This is a genomic window from Pseudomaricurvus hydrocarbonicus (assembly GCF_011602365.1).
Lineage (GTDB): Bacteria > Pseudomonadota > Gammaproteobacteria > Pseudomonadales > Cellvibrionaceae > Pseudomaricurvus > Pseudomaricurvus hydrocarbonicus.
The window spans coordinates 24,748-40,062 of the sequence record NZ_JAAONZ010000018.1; the positions used below are offsets into that span (position 1 = coordinate 24,748).

Sequence of the window (15,315 nt, forward strand, 5' to 3'; positions counted from 1 at the left end):
TTTGCCCCCATAACACCCTGTTTTGACAAGGTTTAAGACCCGTGTTGTTCCACCTTGTCCGAGCTCGCAGTGACTGTCGCGCTCAAACACAGCAAGCACGCCCAGCCAATTAACAACAGCTGCAAGGGGGCGCGTATAAACAGGTACACCGGGCCCCACTGGTGTCCACCCAGGCCGATACTGTTCAGCGCGGCGTAGACATTCGCAGGGAAAAACAGAATAAACACCGCAATGGCGCACTTGGCGGCGGCTCGCTGCCATCGAGGCACCCACAGCGCCAAGCCTATCACCAGCTCCAGCAGACCGGTAGTGTAGATCAGCGCCTCTCGCATCGGCACCCAGGGTGGCAGCATCGTCACCATCGCGTCGGTTTTCACCACATGCCCCAGCGCAAAATACATAAAGGCGATCCCCAACCCCCAATAGGTATAGGGGATGAGTCGCACCGGTTGCTGCCGAAGTAGTGACAATCCAGCGGCCAGTGAGACGGGCAACACCAACAGCCCTATGATAATCAGCGGGGTAATCATGAGCGCATTCCTCTGGTCGGGTTTTAATTCTTTTGTGGTCGACGGGTTTGTGGCTTATGTTCTTGTTAGCTAATGGGCTTTATGGTTCCACGGGGTTTTCTAGTACCACGGAGCTATCTGGTTCCGCAGGCCTATCAGGCTCAACGGACAACGCTCTTGACTGATATTGACTGTGCCATGCCGACGTTGTTATCAGGCGATCTGGCCCCGAGGCCTTGGTGAGCGCCCTGGTGCTCCTTAAACAACCATTCATAATATGCAATTTATTGCATAAGGTTAGTCGGGCCGACCTCAATATGCAATAAATTGCATAAAATTGGTTATACTCAGTGTTTATGAGCCGGCAAACCGTTAAGGAGTTTTCTGTGTCCCTGAAACACGCCGTGCTGGCGCTACTGGAAGCCGAGGAAGGCAGCGGCTACGACCTGATGAAACGCTTCCAGGCACGACTGGGGTATTTCTGGAACGCCAGCCATCAACAGATATACCAGCAGCTGAAAAAAATGCATTCCGAACAGCTGATCTCTTTGGCGGTGGAAACCCAATCGGACAAGCCGGACCGCAAGGTTTATTCCATCACCCCAAAGGGGTGTCGCGACTTGCAACAGTGGCTGGCAGAGCCCGTCAAGCCCAACAAAATTAACGACGCCCTGCTGGTGAAGCTGTACGCCGGAGAGCTCGCCGAGCCCGCCAGCTTACAAGCCGAAATTGCCCGTCACCGGACGATCCACCGCCAGACGCTGAATACCTTTCTGGGCATTGAACGCGAGTATCACGCGAGCCCCAGCGCCGAGCAAAGGACACTGCAACTCCCTTTCCTCACCTTAAGGCGGGGCATATTGGGGGAACAGGCCTGGCTGGCCTGGGCCGATGAAGTCGACGCGGTGCTGGCGCAAAGGCAGCCATGAACGCTCAAACCGCCTTGGGTACCCGGCGCACTTGCTTGCCCTTCAGCCACAAACATTGAAAACTCAGCCGCATCAATAGACCGCCAAAGAGGTTAACGACCGAATGTTCACTGCCAGCAGGAACCCGCCACTCGGAGTCGCTGCGCCGAGCTCTATTTTCAGGCCCGGCGCCATTCCCCTTGCCGGGTTGATATTGTTGCTCCTGAGCGGCTGTGAACCTAGCGTTCACCAAACCGCTCTCGGTACCATTGAACGCGATCGCGTCATCCTCAAAGCCCCCGCCAGTGAAATCATCACCCGGCTGCCTGTGCAGGAAGGCCAGCCCGTGGCAGCGGGCAGCTTGCTGGTGCAACTGGATCCCCGACGCTTACAGGCTCGAGTGAGTAAAGCGAGGGCGGAGCAGGCGCAGGCCGCGGCCCATTGGGCCGAATTGCGCAGCGGCGCTCGCATTGAAGACATTGATGCCGCCAAAGCCAGAGTCAGTGGTGCCGAAGCCGCTTTGCTGGTTGCCGAAAAGAGCTACCGACGTGCGCAGCAATTGCGCCAGCAAAAACTCAGCACCGAGGCCAACCTGGATCAAGCCCGGGCCCAGCGGGACTCTGCCCGGGCCAGTGTACAAGCGGCTCAAAAACAACTGCTGGTACTGACCAACGGTACCCGTAAAGAAGAGCTGGACCAGGCGGAAGCCGCGTTTCAGGCTGCCGAGGCCGAAGTGGAACTGGCGCAGTATGAACTGGATGAGCTCAGCATCGTGGCGACACGCAACGGTTATCTCGACAGTCTGCCCTGGAATCTGGGCGAACGCGTGGAAATGGGCAGCCCGGTGGCGATCATCCTCGCGGACAACGGTCCCTACGCTCGCGTGTATGTCCCGGAACCCTCCCGCGCAACCCTCAAGGTCGGCGATCACCTGGACATCAAAGTGGACGGCATTAAGGACCTTATTGGCGGACGCTTGCGCTGGATCGCCAGCGAACCTGCGTTCACACCGTATTACGCACTCAATGAAAGAGACCGCGCCCGTCTGGTGTATTTGGCCGAGGTGGATTTACTGGACCACACCGACATCCCCGTGGGCGTGCCGGCCGAGGTGATACTGGCACCCGAGGCACCTTGATATGGCCGATTCACGTCAACAGCCCCACTCATCTCAACCAACCCATGCAGGTCATCGGCCTGACGCAGTTGAATACGCCATTGAAGCCAACCGCCTGACCCGCAAATTTGGCCCGCTGACCGCCGTCGACCAGGTGTCGCTACAGGTGCCATCGGCATCGATTTACGGTTTTCTGGGGCCCAATGGCTGCGGTAAAACCACCATGATTCGCATGCTTTGCGGCTTGCTGTCGCCCACCGCCGGCGACGCCAAAATACTGGGCATTGCCGTCCCCGAACACGCCGAACAACTGCGTACCCGCACCGGCTACATGACCCAAAAATTCTCCCTGTACGAAGACCTCAGCAGTGAAGAAAACTTAAAGTTTATTGGGCGCATCTACTCCCTGTCCGGTAAAGCCCTCATCCGGCGGGTGGACGAACTGGTGGAGACCTACGAGCTCAGCACGCTGCGAAACCGCCGCCCTGACGCCATGAGCGGCGGGCAACGTCAGCGACTGGCGCTGGCCTGCGCCACCTTGCACAAACCCGACCTGTTATTCCTGGATGAACCCACCTCCTCGGTCGATCCGGAAAACCGGCGAAAGTTCTGGGAAAAACTGTTCGACCTGTGCGATCAGGGGACCACCATCCTGGTGTCCACCCACTTTATGGATGAAGCCGAACGCTGCCACCGCCTGGCCATATTGGAAGCCGGTCAGTTGCGCACCGAGGGCGATCCACAAACCTTAATGAACAACCTGCAATCCCACGTGGTGGAACTGACTGGCTCCCGCCTGCGGGACCTAAAAACACCCATTCAGCGTTTACCCCACGTCAAATCCGTGGCGCAGCAGGGCGCAAGATTACGGGTACTGGTGGACATTGGCATTGAACACCCGCAAGCCTACCTTGCCCAACAGCTGCCCCCTCCCGCACCCGGTGATGACTTTCAAGCCACTCTGGTGCGTCCCAATCTGGAAGATGTGTTTGTCACCGTCACCCACTCGGAGCGTCAATAGCATGCCCGCGTTTTGGGGTCGCATGAGCGCCGTCATCGTCAAGGAATTCAAACACCTCGGCCGCGACCGCATGACCTTTGGCATGGCCGTCATGATTCCGCTGGTGCAGCTGTTGCTGTTTGGTTATGCCATCAACACTGAAGTTCGCTACGTGCCGGTGGGGCTGGTTGACCAAAGCGGCTCTGCGGCCGGGCGCATCATTACCCAAGCGGTGAGTGCGACGCAGGTGGTGGATTTTCAACAGCGTTACCACACCCCGAAAGAAGCGGAGCAAGCCATTGTCAAAGGGGAGATCCGGGCAGCCCTGGTGCTGCCGCCGGATTTGACGCAACGGCTGGTGCAGCACCGCACTCTGGGGCAGTGGCTCATCGATGGTTCGGACACGATGGTCAGCGCCTCGTTACTGCAATTGCGCAACATGCCGCTGAATCAGGCCATCATCGACCCAAACATTGCCCCCCCGGCGGCCACCCCAACGTTTGACATGGCGCTGTTTTTTAACCCCACCCGGCGCTCGGCCGTCAACATCATCCCGGGGCTAACGGCGGTCATCCTGACCATGACCATGGTGCTCTTTACCGCCACCGCCATCGTGCGCGAGCGAGAGCGCGGCAATATGGAACTGATCATTACCACGCCCATCCGCCCCATTGAGCTGATGATCGGGAAAATCGTGCCCTATATTTTTATCGGCTTGATGCAGGTGTCGATCATTTTATTGCTGGGCTACTGGATTTTTGACGTTCCCGTTAATGGCTCTGTGACGCACATCTATCTTGCGACCCTGTTGTTTATCTGCGCCAGCTTAACCCTCGGTCTGATCATTTCGACCCTGGTGCAAACTCAGCTGCAAGCCATGCAAGCCACGATGTTTATTTTGCTGCCGTCAATTTTACTCAGCGGGTTTATGTTTCCCTACGAAGCGATGCCACACATCGCGCAAACCATTGCCGAGGCCCTGCCTGCCACACATTTTATGCGCATGATCCGGGCAATCATCCTGCGCGGCGCCGAACTGGATACCCTGGTGTTTGATTCCCTGTGGCTGATCGCCTTTACCCTGGCCGGCATTACCCTGGCGGCGTTGCGATTCCACAAACGGTTAGATTAAATCGAGTGGCGAGTCACTCCAGGGTGCCCTCTCTGGCTGCGCCATTCACCGTGGGCGAGTAGAAGATTTTAGCGGCGGGTGTTGCGCTTGACCAAAAAATGAATCAGTAGGGCAATGGATAAAAACACCCACTGATACAGGGGGATTGCGACAAACACCAGGCCCGCCTGAGCGTCCGTTTGCGGTGAGAAGTACACCGACAAATAGGCAATGCTGCCCAGCAGACTGCTCACCACTCCAGTGACGCTCATCACCCAGGAGACAGCATGGCCTTTAACGGCATTCACCGCAAATACCAGCGGCGGTAAGTAGGGGGCAACCACCCACAGGTACAACCCGCTCCAGGCTTCCGACATGGCAGCCAATGTCCACACCGCCACCAGCAGAGAGACAACATGGATTAATAACCCAGCTGTTTTCATCATCATGGCAAGTACCCGTATTCAGTCGCGAACGTATTGTATGGCGCTCATCCTCAAGCGTGTAACCGTTAGTCTCGAGCTCGGAACAACGTCTGCCGCTGTCACCGGGCCGCGAAAATTCCGCAGGACACACGAATATTGCTCAGCCGCCAGAATTTACTCCCCGACCAGAGTCTCGCACTTGTAAAAGGCGTCGGCGGAGCCATTGCCCAGGGCTTTGGTCAGTTTTGGCAGCAGCGAAGACATTTTATCGTACAATCCCCACGGCGGATTAATCACAATCATGCCCGCCGCAGTCATGCCATGCTCTTTGGAGTCGGCCTGCAGGCCCAGCTCAAACTTCTGGATATTCCTGATGCCGCTGGCAACGAGTTTTTTTTCCAGTTTATGGATTTTTTCCCGCTCCACCACCGGGTACCAGATGGCAAAAATGCCCGTCGAAAATTTCTTGTAGGCCTTGCCCACAACGCTCGCCACCTTGTCATATTCCGACTTGACTTCGTAAGAGGGGTCGATCAATACCAGTCCCCGACGGCTGGCCGGAGGCAGCTGGGACAAAACACCCTGCAGGCCATCCTGACACACCACCGAGATTTTGCGCCGGGCTGATTTGGACGTCGCCTGTATATTCCCCTTCAAGGCTTTATAATCTTGCGGGTGCAGCTCGTACAGCCAGGCTTTATCCTGGGGCCGCAAAAAGTGCGCAGCAATCATCGGCGAGCCGGGATAGCAACTCAACAGGTTCGGCTTGTTAAAGCTTTTCACCAGCTCAAGATAACTGGCCATTTCCGGATAGGGCTTATGCACAAGCTTGCCAATCCCGTTGCGATACTCTTCCAGCTTTTCAGCATCCTGCGACCTTAAATTAAACAACCCCGCGCCAGAATGAGTATCGATATACACAATCGCCTTGTCTTTTTTCAACAGGCGCTCAAAGATATCCACAACGACAATGTGCTTGATCACGTCGGCAAAATTGCCCGCGTGAAACGAGTGACGGTAACTTAACACAATCAGATCCTGCTTAAATAAGAGTGGCTTAATACAAAGCACTGTAAAGAAGGGCTTACACTCGAGACCGAAAATAAGGAGTGCAGAGCGGATAACCGGCTATCGAGAGCAGCGGCACAGCGTCAAAGGCAGGCAAAGAGAAACAGAAGAGCAGGCTCTTAACTCCGTTAAGAGCTGTGCCTGGCCAAACACGACTCTTTTAAAAAGAGCCTTTACTCGGTTCGTCGCCCCCCGGCTTAACGACCCGGGTACGATGAGGCCAGACCTTTGCGCTTATGGGGTAATTGTATACGTTAATGTCCGTTTGAGGTTGGTATATTTTGTCTCTGAGGGTTCAAACAGGGAATTGGCCACGGCTGTCATGGCGCTTTCATAGAACATTGGGCCTGGAGTGCCTTCCAGGACCCGGATGTTTTCGGTTCGTCCCGCGGCATTCACATCGTAGCCGATCACCACGTAGCCGGTGATGCCTCGAATCATCGCCCGGGCCGGGTAAATGGCCGCCGCATGCTGCCTGAGCCTGGGCTGAGCCCCATCAACCAGAGAAGATTTGACGCCGGTGGCTACTGCCAGGAGATCTTGTGAATCCGCCACCCTGATCTCTTCCCCCAGCGCCGATACCGAAAAACCACACACCGACATCAGCAACATTGCGGTCGCCAGCCATCTTTTTGCACACACGCTCATGAATTGTCCCCCAGTAAGCTACGGATTTATCCAGTATTGACGTGAATGGAGACCCGCTGATTAACTCAGGGACGCCTTATTGTTATCCGGTCAATACCCGTTTTTTCACAAAGTCAGTACCCGCTGTTAACCCCGACAGCCCCCCTCGGGATTGCATCTCCGTCAGAGCGGCCTGGGCCTCAGCCTCCCCCCAAATCCTTCACATTGCAGGAACACCATCAACCGGCAGCCGCGCAGCCGCACGCGAATCTGGGCCGGGGATGGTGCCAAAAATATTATCGCGCTCACCGTAAAAGCCCAATTATATTGTGATGAGCGTCACACTTTTCAGGATATCCGGTCTTTTGAGAGACAGACATTGGGCGACTCAAACCGCTCACCGTCTTACTTCCCCCGGGTACCTATAACCCACTACACTGTAGGTAAGACCCCGAAACAGCCCACAACCCCGAGAACAAGGAACGCGCTCCCCTCCGTATGCAGATTCACCTCCCCAGCATCCACAAAAACCTGAGTCTGATCATCCAGGCCATCCTCTGTATCGGTCTGGTGACAATGCTGTGGAAACAGGAATGGGCCATCGCGGCGTTTACCAGCATGATCATCCTGCTGACCTTTGTGCCCCTGATCGTCCATAAACGCTTTCACGTCTACATTCCCCCGGAGTTCGAGCTGCTTGCCACCGCATTTTTGTTCAGCTCTCTGTTTCTGGGGGAGGTCGGGGGGTACTACACACGATTCTGGTGGTGGGATATCGCCCTGCACGCGAGTTCGGGGTTTTTATTGGGGATTGTCGGCTTTTTGTTAGCGCATATACTCAATGAGACGGAGCGAATTGATATCGATATGCACCCGGGCTTTATTGCCCTGTTCTCTTTCTTTTTTGCCGTTGGGGTGGGTGCCATCTGGGAAATTGTGGAGTTCACCATCGACAGCTTTACAGGCACCTCGATGCAGAAGCCCATGCTGAAGGACCCCTCGGGTCTGACCGACACCATGTGGGACCTGATTGTCGATACCGTCGGTGCCCTGGTGATTTCAATACTGGGTTATGGCTACCTTAAAGCCGCGGGTAATAATTCTTTTCTGGAGCGCTGGATTCACCACTTTGTCAAACGCAACCCGCAGTTTTTTAAGCACCTGGAGTAATCAGGCCAGCCACCGACCTGCGCGCCCCCAGGGACAGTCAGCTGACATCGCCACTGCTGCTCGGCCGTTGCGTGGTTGCCAACGCTCCCGACAGCAGTTTTACCGTACTGGACTCAATGAGGGCATTCAAGGCAAACGCGGAACCGGTTTCGCGCTGGCACCAGGAACCGTGGCAACCGTGCTCAAACATTGGGGCTGCTGTGAGTGGGTAGCGCACATCACCGCACGTGCACTGGCCGCTCAGCGGTTGACTCATACCGCTCTCCGTTCCCTGGGTTGGGCGTTATCATGATTGTCGCGTTTGTGGCTCTACGGTGGGATTACAACCGGGCCAGAGTTGATGCCCCATCCAGCAGCGATGACGTGTGGCGGGTGCCGCTCACCCCGACCAGGACTTCACTCACCCAGCAGGGCATCGACACAGGATTGAGCGTGACTGGTCACCAGAAAATGGCTTGCGCCTTCAATGATCGACCGCTGGCAGTTCGGCAGCTGCTGATACAGATGATCCGAGATCGCGTGCGCCACCGGGTTGGATTGTGTGCCATACACCACTCGTGTAGGAACCTCGCAGCTCTGCACTTGCTGCAAAGAGTGTTGAATGCCGGTGCACACGTCCCAGTGACGCAGATTGTTGACCAGCAGCGGCTCCATACCGTCCTTGATAAAGTCCGGCAGTGGCGCAAAAGCCCCGTCACCCCCCCAAAAGTCAATCACTCGGCTGCAGGCATAGGGCACCTTGCGTGAAGCCTCATCGCGGTAGAGCCCGAGAAACTCAGCCACACGCTGTTGCATGTCCCGGTCCTGTGCGGCTTGCAGAACCCAGACCGCCACCGGTTCAAACAACGTCATCTGCTTGACCGCCAAATTGCCCTTGAGGGCTTGCGACAACGCCACCACCCCGCCGTATGAATGCCCCACCAGATGAATCGGCTGATCGGTTAACGCCTCAACCACCTGCTCAATAATCGCCAGTTCGGTGTCCACGGTCGGCGCCGAAAAATCCTCCGCCTCCGGTGCTCCCCCGTGGCCAGGCAACTTAATCAAAATACACTGATGCTCCCCGGCGAGCGCCTCCACCATCTTCTTCCAGGTAGACGTGGTGGCATAGGAGCCGTGAATGAACACAATGGGGGAACCGGAGCCTTGCTGTTCGTAGTAGGGGTCAATATTCATAGTCGTTCTCTGTCTTCATGTTCGTTCTCAGTCTTCATGTTCGTTGTCGACCTTCAGAGCCGCGCTCAATACTGAGTATTGTTTGCGCCACGGCGCACCACATGCCGCGCCCTGGTCCGCCTGTGTGCTTTTTTTTCTGCTCTCGCGGCTACTTCTGTGCTTTCGCGGCTACTGTTCTGTGCTTTCGCTGCTACTGTTCTGTGCTTTCGCGGCTGGCTATAGGCTTGTCGTCTAGGGCGCCGGCAAAACAATGATTGTTTCTTTTTGCCACAGATACGCGTCATCGGCAGGCAGCAATTTATTGTAACTCATAATGGCGTGTAAACTTTTGATATAGTCCCCTCTGCGTTCAGAGTACAAATCCAGAGTGTTGGCCAGCTCCCAGCCGCTTGGCCGGATGTTCTCGCGGCGCAACGCCGCCCGCTTGTCACGCAGTTTTTTGTAGGCCCAGTGCGTATTGAGGTTGAGCAGGTAAGCTTCTATGGACTGCTGGGGGTTATCGAAGCGGGCCACACTGTAATTCCCCAGTTCCTTGCGAGGACGCTTTGGCTTCACCCCTTGACCGCTAAAATCCCACTGCCCAAACAGGGCATTGCCCTCAATGGAAAACCGGGACGTTCCCCAGTTACTTTCTTCTGCGGCCTGGGCCAGTGACAGCGACGGAGGAATAACATCGACGCGACGCGTCAGCTGGGCAAGCTGCTCGTGGTTCAGTGTCTCGCTGGCGGCGTCAATGACCGCATACCGCTTGCCCAGTGCGACCAGCCACTCATCGTCGGAGGCGTTGTGATGGTTGATTTTTTCCAACAACATCTGGCGTTCAGCACGGACCTTTTCATTGGCCATCAAAATACCGGGCGCCACCATGCGAAAGAAAATGTTCTTCTTATCCTGAACCGGCATTGAGGGAGACTGCTGCTGCCAACGCTTGGGAATATGAGTTAATTCAATACGAGGGACTTCACGGATACCCGCTTGCCAGCGCTCGGCGGTATAGCCGATGCGGTTAAAGAATTTCAAGAGGTCGTGATAAGACCCCAGTGTGACCTGACGCGGTGCGGGCGCGTTGCCGAGAGCACGGCCACGCGGTTTTTCAGGCTCTGGCACCAGGGGTTGTTCAGCCGTTGATCCAATCGGCTCATCGGCCTGTAATCCGGTGGAGACAACCACGCAAAGCAAAACCATCAGAACACGCTTCAAGGTCTTCATAAACCGTCTCGTCCTGTTGCACGCTGCGGCGCGTGAGGCAGGAAAATCGATCACAAAACTGATCAGTATGCCACTGCGTCAGGCCGCTCTTAACCCGTTAAGAAGACATAGCCGGTTAAGAGCTCGCTAGCCGTTATCCGTTAGCCAACAAGAGTCGCTGCACCGTCGTATCAGGATGGAAGTTACGCCACACACCCCATCGCAGATGATTGCGGATCAAATCGGTTACGTGCCACCTGGTCGGCAATGAGGTTGGTGGGCTCTCCCGTCGCGGCCGAGCGCTGAAACACCTCTTTCAAGGTGTCGGTAATGCATTGGGTGATGTGTTTGTGCGCCTTGGCGTACGGCAATCCCTGACGCTGGTAATACACATCGATAATGCCACCGGCGTTAATGACGTAGTCCGGGGCATAGAGTATTCCTCTTGCGCAAAGGGCTGCCCCCAAATCATCGTAAGCCAACTGATTGTTGGCCGAGCCGGCAATCACCTGCGCCCGGAGGAGATTCAGCACGGTGTCGTCAATGGTGGCTCCCAAGGCACAAGGCGCGATGACGTCCACGTCCTGGGTAAATATGTCCGACGGATCGACCACCCGCGCGGACAGTTCTTTTTCCGCACGCTGGGCGTTCGCCGCAAACACATCGCTGACCCACAATTGCGCACCGGCCTGATGCAGCATTTCCGCCAGCCGATAGCCCACATTACCCACGCCCTGGATCGCCACTCGCACGCCTTTTAAATCCGAGGTTTTAAAGCGCTGCTGCACCGCCAGCTGCAACCCCACAAACACGCCATAGGCGGTGGCCGGAGAGGGATCCCCGCGGTCGCCCTGCAATGATGAGAAGCCAGCCACGTGTGAGGTTTCCAGGGCCATGATGCGCATGTCGCTTTCGTTAATCCCCGAGTCTTCGGCCGCGACATAATCACCGTTAAATGAATCGATGAAACGCCCCATGGCCCGCAACAAGTCTTCTGTTTTATGTTGGCGCGGATCGCCCAGGATGACAGACTTGCCCCCACCCAATGGCAAGTTGGCCGCCGCCGACTTGTACGTCATGCCACGCGACAACCGCAATACATCGTCCAGTGCAGCCTCGCCGCTGGCATAGGGAAACATCCGACAACCACCCAGGGCATTCCCCAGATTGGTATTGTGTATCGCAATGATCGCTTTAAGTCCGGTTTTTTTATCCTGACAAAAAGCTACTCGCTGATGATCATCATACGACCTGTGCTCAAACACACTCATAGTACCGCTCCTTATCGCAACGCGCTGATGTTCTTGTGAAACATCAGTCGCTGTCGCTAAACGACCTGATCAAGGTCAACAAAATGTACCGCCGACGTTTCACTACCGTAAAAGCGGTCCAACGTTTCGTTGCGCTTTTGGCGCCACTGCTTCACAGCCTCTTCTTTAATATGGCCAAAGCCTCGCACTTTTTCCACCGACGTAATCAATTCCGTGGCAACGGACAAATTTTCAGTTGTGAGATTGGGTAAAATATCTTTTTCCACCAACTCTTCGAACTCGGCAATCAAGCCGACTTCCATTTTTCGCTCCTGGCTGTAAGAAAACACATCAAACACCGTACCGCGTAAACGCCGGGCTTTCGCCAGCAACGCAAAGGCTTTGATCATCCAGGGGCCGTACTCCTGCTTTACCGGCTTACTGGTATCCGGATCTTTTTTCGAAAACGTTGGCGGCGCCAGATGAAAATGCAGTTCGTAGTTGCCTTCAAACTGTTCCTTCACCCGATCCATGAATCCGGTCTCGGCAAACAGACGCGCCACTTCGTATTCATCTTTAATGGCCAGCAGCTTGAAATAACTTTTGGCCACAGCCGCAACAAAGGCATCGGCCCCATGGCTGTCAAATTCCTGATCGTCTTTCAGCTTCAGCGCCCAAACCGCCTGGCGGCATTGCTCCACAAACTGACGATAGCGATTGGCGTAGTTTTTATCCTGGTAACGGATCAGAAAATCTGCCCGGTAGTCGATGATGTCATCCACGCTCTTGAGTGGCTGAAACGGTGGCTTGTGTTGCGGCAGAAGGTCGAGCACGGATTTTTCATCGTGTGCCGCACGGCGACCCCAGACAAAGGCCTGGCGGTTAAATTCCACCGCCACCCCATTGAGTTCGATGGAGGCTTCAATGGCACTGGCGTCGACCGGAATCAAACCTTTTTGATAGGCAAACCCCAGCAGGAACAGGTTGCTGCCGATGGCATCCCCCATCAGCTCAACCGCCAACTGGCTGGCGTTCACAAAATGGGTTTTGTCTTCTCCCACTTCGGCGGCAATGGCATTTTTCATCGCCACCTTGGGAAAGCGCATGTCAGGGTCACGGGTAAACGCAGCGGTGGGCGATTCATAATCGTTGATGATGGCGTGTGACAAATCGCGATTCACTTTCGCCAGCGCCTCTTCCCCGGCGGCCACCACCAGATCACAACCCAACAGCAGATGGGCATCACCGGCCGGCACCCGCACGGCATGAATATCATTCTGAGAGTTGCCGATGCGCACGTGCGACACCACCGCGCCGAACTTTTGCGCCAGGCCAGTCAGGTTAAGCACCGAACAGCCTTTGCCCTGCAGGTGCGCAGCCATGCCCAGAATGGAACTGATGGTAAGTACCCCGGTGCCACCAATGCCGGTCATCACCACATTCCAGGGCTTGTCCAGGGCTGGCAGTTGGGGGTCCGGCAGAGCAATGTCCACCGCCTGAGTGACCGAGCTGCGCTTTTTGCGCAATTGCCCACCGTGCACGGTCACAAAGCTGGGGCAGAAACCCTCTACGCAGGAATAGTCTTTGTTGCAGGCGCTTTGATCAATGGTGCGCTTGCGTCCCAGCTCGGTCTCTTTGGGCAACACCGACAGACAATTGGACACCACACCACAATCGCCGCAACCTTCACACACGTCGCTGTTGATCAGCACGCGTTTGGCGGGATCGGGATAGTCGCCTTTTTTGCGGCGACGGCGTTTTTCCGCCGCACAGGTCTGGTCATAAATAATGACACTGGTGCCTTTGACCTGGCGCATCTCTTTTTGCACCGCATCCAGGCGGCGGCGATGATCGATGGTCAGGCCCTCAAACTCGGGAAAGTCGTCCGGGTATTTGTCGGGTTCATCCGTCACCACGGCAATCCGGGTGATGCCTTCACCGCGCAACTGATAAATAACCTGCGCCACCGACAGCGGCCCGTCAATGGGCTGTCCACCGGTCATGGCCACGGCGTCGTTGTAGAGCAGCTTGTAGGTAATATTGGCCCCCGACGCCACCGCCGCCCGAATGGCCAGCAACCCCGAATGGAAATAGGTACCATCGCCCAGGTTTTGAAACACATGCGGCGTGTCGGTAAACGGGGCTTGCCCCAACCAGGTAGCCCCTTCACCGCCCATTTGGGTAAAGGTGTGGGTAGCGCGATCCATCCAGGTCACCATGTAATGGCAGCCTATGCCCGCCAGGGCGCGGGAACCCTCCGGCACTTTGGTGGAGGTGTTGTGCGGACAGCCGGAGCAGTAATGAGGGGTGCGCTCGATAATTTCTCTGGGGCGAGCCAACGACTGCTCCTTGCGCTCCAGAAACTGCAGGCGACGCTCAATATCGTCACTGCGGTAGAACGGTTGCAGGCGCGCCGCAATGGCTCTCGCCACCATCGCCGGTGTCAGCTCGCCCAGGTTGGTCAGCAGGCTCTTGCCGTGCTCGTCGTACTCTCCGACCACCCGTGGCCGCTCATGCACCGGCCAGTTATAGAGCTGACCGGTGAGCTGGTCTTCGATCACCGAGCGCTTCTCTTCCACCACCAGAATTTCGGTCAGGCCCTGGGCAAATTCATGGGTGGTGGTAGGCTCCAGTGGCCAGGGCATGCCGACTTTAAAGACCCGCAAACCAATCTCGGCCGCCATGCGTTCATCAATGCCCAAGTCCTCCAGAGCTTGCAACACATCCAGATAGGCTTTGCCGGAGGTGATGATGCCCAGACGCGGCGTCGGTGTATCATGGGTAATGTAATTGAGCTTGTTGACCCGCGCGAATTCCCGTGCAGCGTAAATCTTATAGTGGTTGAGTCGCTCTTCCTGCTCCAGGGGTTTATCCGGCCAGCGGCCGTGCAGGCCACCGGCGGGCATTTCAAAACTCTCGGGGATCACAATTTTGACGCGATCGGGATCAATGTCGGCGGAAATCGCCGAGTCCATGTTTTCGGTGATGGCTTTGAGCCCCACCCAGCAGCCGCTGTAGCGGGACAGTTCCCAGCCAAAAATCCCCAGGTCGAGAATTTCCTGCACATTGGAGGGCGCCAGCACGGGTGCCGAGGCCGCCATAAAAGAGTGTTCGGACTGGTGTGGCAGGGTAGACGATTTGCAGGCATGGTCATCCCCCACCACCGCCAGCACACCGCCGTATTGTGAGGTACCAAACGCGTTGGCGTGCTTGAGTACGTCCATGGATCGATCCAGGCCCGGCCCTTTGCCGTACCACATGCCAAACACACCGTCGTATTTGGCACCTTCAAACAAATTGACCTGCTGGGAGCCCCATACTGCGGTCATGGCCAGATCTTCATTGACGCCGGGGTTGAAGACAATGTTGTGCGGCTCAAGGTATTTACTGGCTTTCCACAAGGCCTGATCCAGCCCCCCGATCGGGGAACCGCGATAACCGGAAATATACCCTGCGGTGTTCAGTCCCCGAGCCACATCCCGTTGATGCTGCAGCATGGGCAGACGCACCAGGGCTTCGATACCGGTCATGTAGGCACGCCCCGACGCCAGCCGGTATTTGTCATCCAGCGTGATTGACGTCTGGTCGACGGCCGAATTCGGTCCTGTAGCGCTCTCAACCAAAGCGCTGTTGCCTGAAGTCTGCTTGACCATCAGATCACCTCCCACCTGAACATTCACACCCAACTTGGCGCCCATACACTGTCCTCATTGTTATTGTCATGGTTCTATAATCGCTACCACAAAATTCTAATGAAGTACCTGGG

At 56.1% G+C, this 15,315-nt stretch carries 14 protein-coding genes; 5 read left to right on the plus strand and 9 right to left on the minus strand.

What is annotated here, in order from left to right; translation table 11 throughout:
- Positions 1–32 precede the first annotated feature (32 nt).
- Positions 33–530 carry a DoxX family protein gene (locus tag G8770_RS18690; protein ID WP_167190524.1) on the minus strand — a complete coding sequence of 166 codons (498 nt, stop codon included), beginning with the start codon at positions 528–530 and terminating at the stop codon, positions 33–35.
- 365 nt (positions 531–895) lie between these two features.
- On the opposite strand from G8770_RS18690, the gene G8770_RS18695 reads away from it, so the two are divergent.
- From G8770_RS18695 to G8770_RS18710, 4 genes are all read left to right on the plus strand, one after another.
- Complete coding sequence (locus tag G8770_RS18695) at positions 896–1,438, plus strand: helix-turn-helix transcriptional regulator (protein ID WP_167190527.1); 543 nt, start codon at positions 896–898, stop codon at positions 1,436–1,438.
- A gap of 103 nt (positions 1,439–1,541) precedes the next feature.
- Positions 1,542–2,555, plus strand: coding sequence for an HlyD family secretion protein (locus G8770_RS18700; protein ID WP_167190530.1), 1,014 nt, complete (start codon positions 1,542–1,544; stop codon positions 2,553–2,555).
- Between the two features lies 1 nt (position 2,556).
- The gene (locus G8770_RS18705) at positions 2,557–3,555 is read left to right on the plus strand and encodes an ABC transporter ATP-binding protein (RefSeq protein ID WP_167190533.1); all 999 of its coding nucleotides are present in this window, start codon (positions 2,557–2,559) and stop codon (positions 3,553–3,555) included.
- Between the two features lies 1 nt (position 3,556).
- Positions 3,557–4,666: an ABC transporter permease gene (locus G8770_RS18710; protein ID WP_167190536.1), complete on the plus strand. Its 1,110-nt coding sequence runs from the start codon at positions 3,557–3,559 to the stop codon at positions 4,664–4,666.
- A gap of 68 nt (positions 4,667–4,734) precedes the next feature.
- Here the strand turns inward: G8770_RS18710 and G8770_RS18715 are convergent, their stop codons facing one another.
- The 3 genes from G8770_RS18715 to G8770_RS18725 form a co-directional block, all read right to left on the minus strand.
- A complete protein-coding gene (locus G8770_RS18715) occupies positions 4,735–5,094 on the minus strand; it encodes a hypothetical protein (RefSeq protein ID WP_167190539.1) in 360 nt (119 codons plus the stop codon).
- 150 nt (positions 5,095–5,244) lie between these two features.
- Positions 5,245–6,099 carry a 23S rRNA (adenine(2030)-N(6))-methyltransferase RlmJ gene (locus G8770_RS18720; protein ID WP_167190542.1) on the minus strand — a complete coding sequence of 285 codons (855 nt, stop codon included), beginning with the start codon at positions 6,097–6,099 and terminating at the stop codon, positions 5,245–5,247.
- A gap of 273 nt (positions 6,100–6,372) precedes the next feature.
- A complete protein-coding gene (locus tag G8770_RS18725) occupies positions 6,373–6,786 on the minus strand; it encodes an energy transducer TonB (RefSeq protein ID WP_167190545.1) in 414 nt (137 codons plus the stop codon).
- A 477-nt stretch (positions 6,787–7,263) separates the two neighbouring features.
- On the opposite strand from G8770_RS18725, the gene G8770_RS18730 reads away from it, so the two are divergent.
- Positions 7,264–7,935, plus strand: coding sequence for a DUF2238 domain-containing protein (locus G8770_RS18730; RefSeq protein ID WP_167190548.1), 672 nt, complete (start codon positions 7,264–7,266; stop codon positions 7,933–7,935).
- A 37-nt stretch (positions 7,936–7,972) separates the two neighbouring features.
- Here G8770_RS18730 and G8770_RS18735 read toward each other — a convergent pair whose 3' ends face one another.
- From G8770_RS18735 to G8770_RS18755, 5 genes are all read right to left on the minus strand, one after another.
- Positions 7,973–8,191 carry a GFA family protein gene (locus G8770_RS18735; RefSeq protein ID WP_208022372.1) on the minus strand — a complete coding sequence of 73 codons (219 nt, stop codon included), beginning with the start codon at positions 8,189–8,191 and terminating at the stop codon, positions 7,973–7,975.
- A gap of 140 nt (positions 8,192–8,331) precedes the next feature.
- Complete coding sequence (locus tag G8770_RS18740) at positions 8,332–9,111, minus strand: alpha/beta fold hydrolase (RefSeq protein ID WP_167190551.1); 780 nt, start codon at positions 9,109–9,111, stop codon at positions 8,332–8,334.
- A 231-nt stretch (positions 9,112–9,342) separates the two neighbouring features.
- A complete protein-coding gene (locus tag G8770_RS18745; protein WP_167190553.1) occupies positions 9,343–10,320 on the minus strand; it encodes a glucosaminidase domain-containing protein in 978 nt (325 codons plus the stop codon).
- Positions 10,321–10,502: 182 nt separating this feature from the next.
- Entirely contained in the window at positions 10,503–11,570 is a 1,068-nt protein-coding gene (locus G8770_RS18750; protein WP_167190556.1) for a Glu/Leu/Phe/Val family dehydrogenase, read from the minus strand.
- Between the two features lie 56 nt (positions 11,571–11,626).
- On the minus strand, positions 11,627–15,247 hold the full coding sequence (locus G8770_RS18755; protein WP_208022373.1) for an indolepyruvate ferredoxin oxidoreductase family protein: 3,621 nt from the start codon (positions 15,245–15,247) through the stop codon (positions 11,627–11,629).
- Between the last annotated feature and the right edge of the window lie 68 nt (positions 15,248–15,315).

Coding starts and splice junctions, on each gene's coding strand:
- G8770_RS18755 (WP_208022373.1), bottom strand. CDS start 15,247: ATGGGCGCCAAGTTGGGTGTGAATGTTCAGGTGGGAGGTGATCTGATG.
- G8770_RS18725 (WP_167190545.1), bottom strand. CDS start 6,786: ATGAGCGTGTGTGCAAAAAGATGGCTGGCGACCGCAATGTTGCTGATG.
- G8770_RS18705 (WP_167190533.1), top strand. CDS start 2,557: ATGGCCGATTCACGTCAACAGCCCCACTCATCTCAACCAACCCATGCA.
- G8770_RS18715 (WP_167190539.1), bottom strand. CDS start 5,094: ATGATGATGAAAACAGCTGGGTTATTAATCCATGTTGTCTCTCTGCTG.
- G8770_RS18745 (WP_167190553.1), bottom strand. CDS start 10,320: ATGAAGACCTTGAAGCGTGTTCTGATGGTTTTGCTTTGCGTGGTTGTC.
- G8770_RS18735 (WP_208022372.1), bottom strand. CDS start 8,191: ATGAGTCAACCGCTGAGCGGCCAGTGCACGTGCGGTGATGTGCGCTAC.
- G8770_RS18710 (WP_167190536.1), top strand. CDS start 3,557: ATGCCCGCGTTTTGGGGTCGCATGAGCGCCGTCATCGTCAAGGAATTC.
- G8770_RS18740 (WP_167190551.1), bottom strand. CDS start 9,111: ATGAATATTGACCCCTACTACGAACAGCAAGGCTCCGGTTCCCCCATT.
- G8770_RS18730 (WP_167190548.1), top strand. CDS start 7,264: ATGCAGATTCACCTCCCCAGCATCCACAAAAACCTGAGTCTGATCATC.
- G8770_RS18750 (WP_167190556.1), bottom strand. CDS start 11,570: ATGAGTGTGTTTGAGCACAGGTCGTATGATGATCATCAGCGAGTAGCT.
- G8770_RS18700 (WP_167190530.1), top strand. CDS start 1,542: ATGTTCACTGCCAGCAGGAACCCGCCACTCGGAGTCGCTGCGCCGAGC.
- G8770_RS18690 (WP_167190524.1), bottom strand. CDS start 530: ATGATTACCCCGCTGATTATCATAGGGCTGTTGGTGTTGCCCGTCTCA.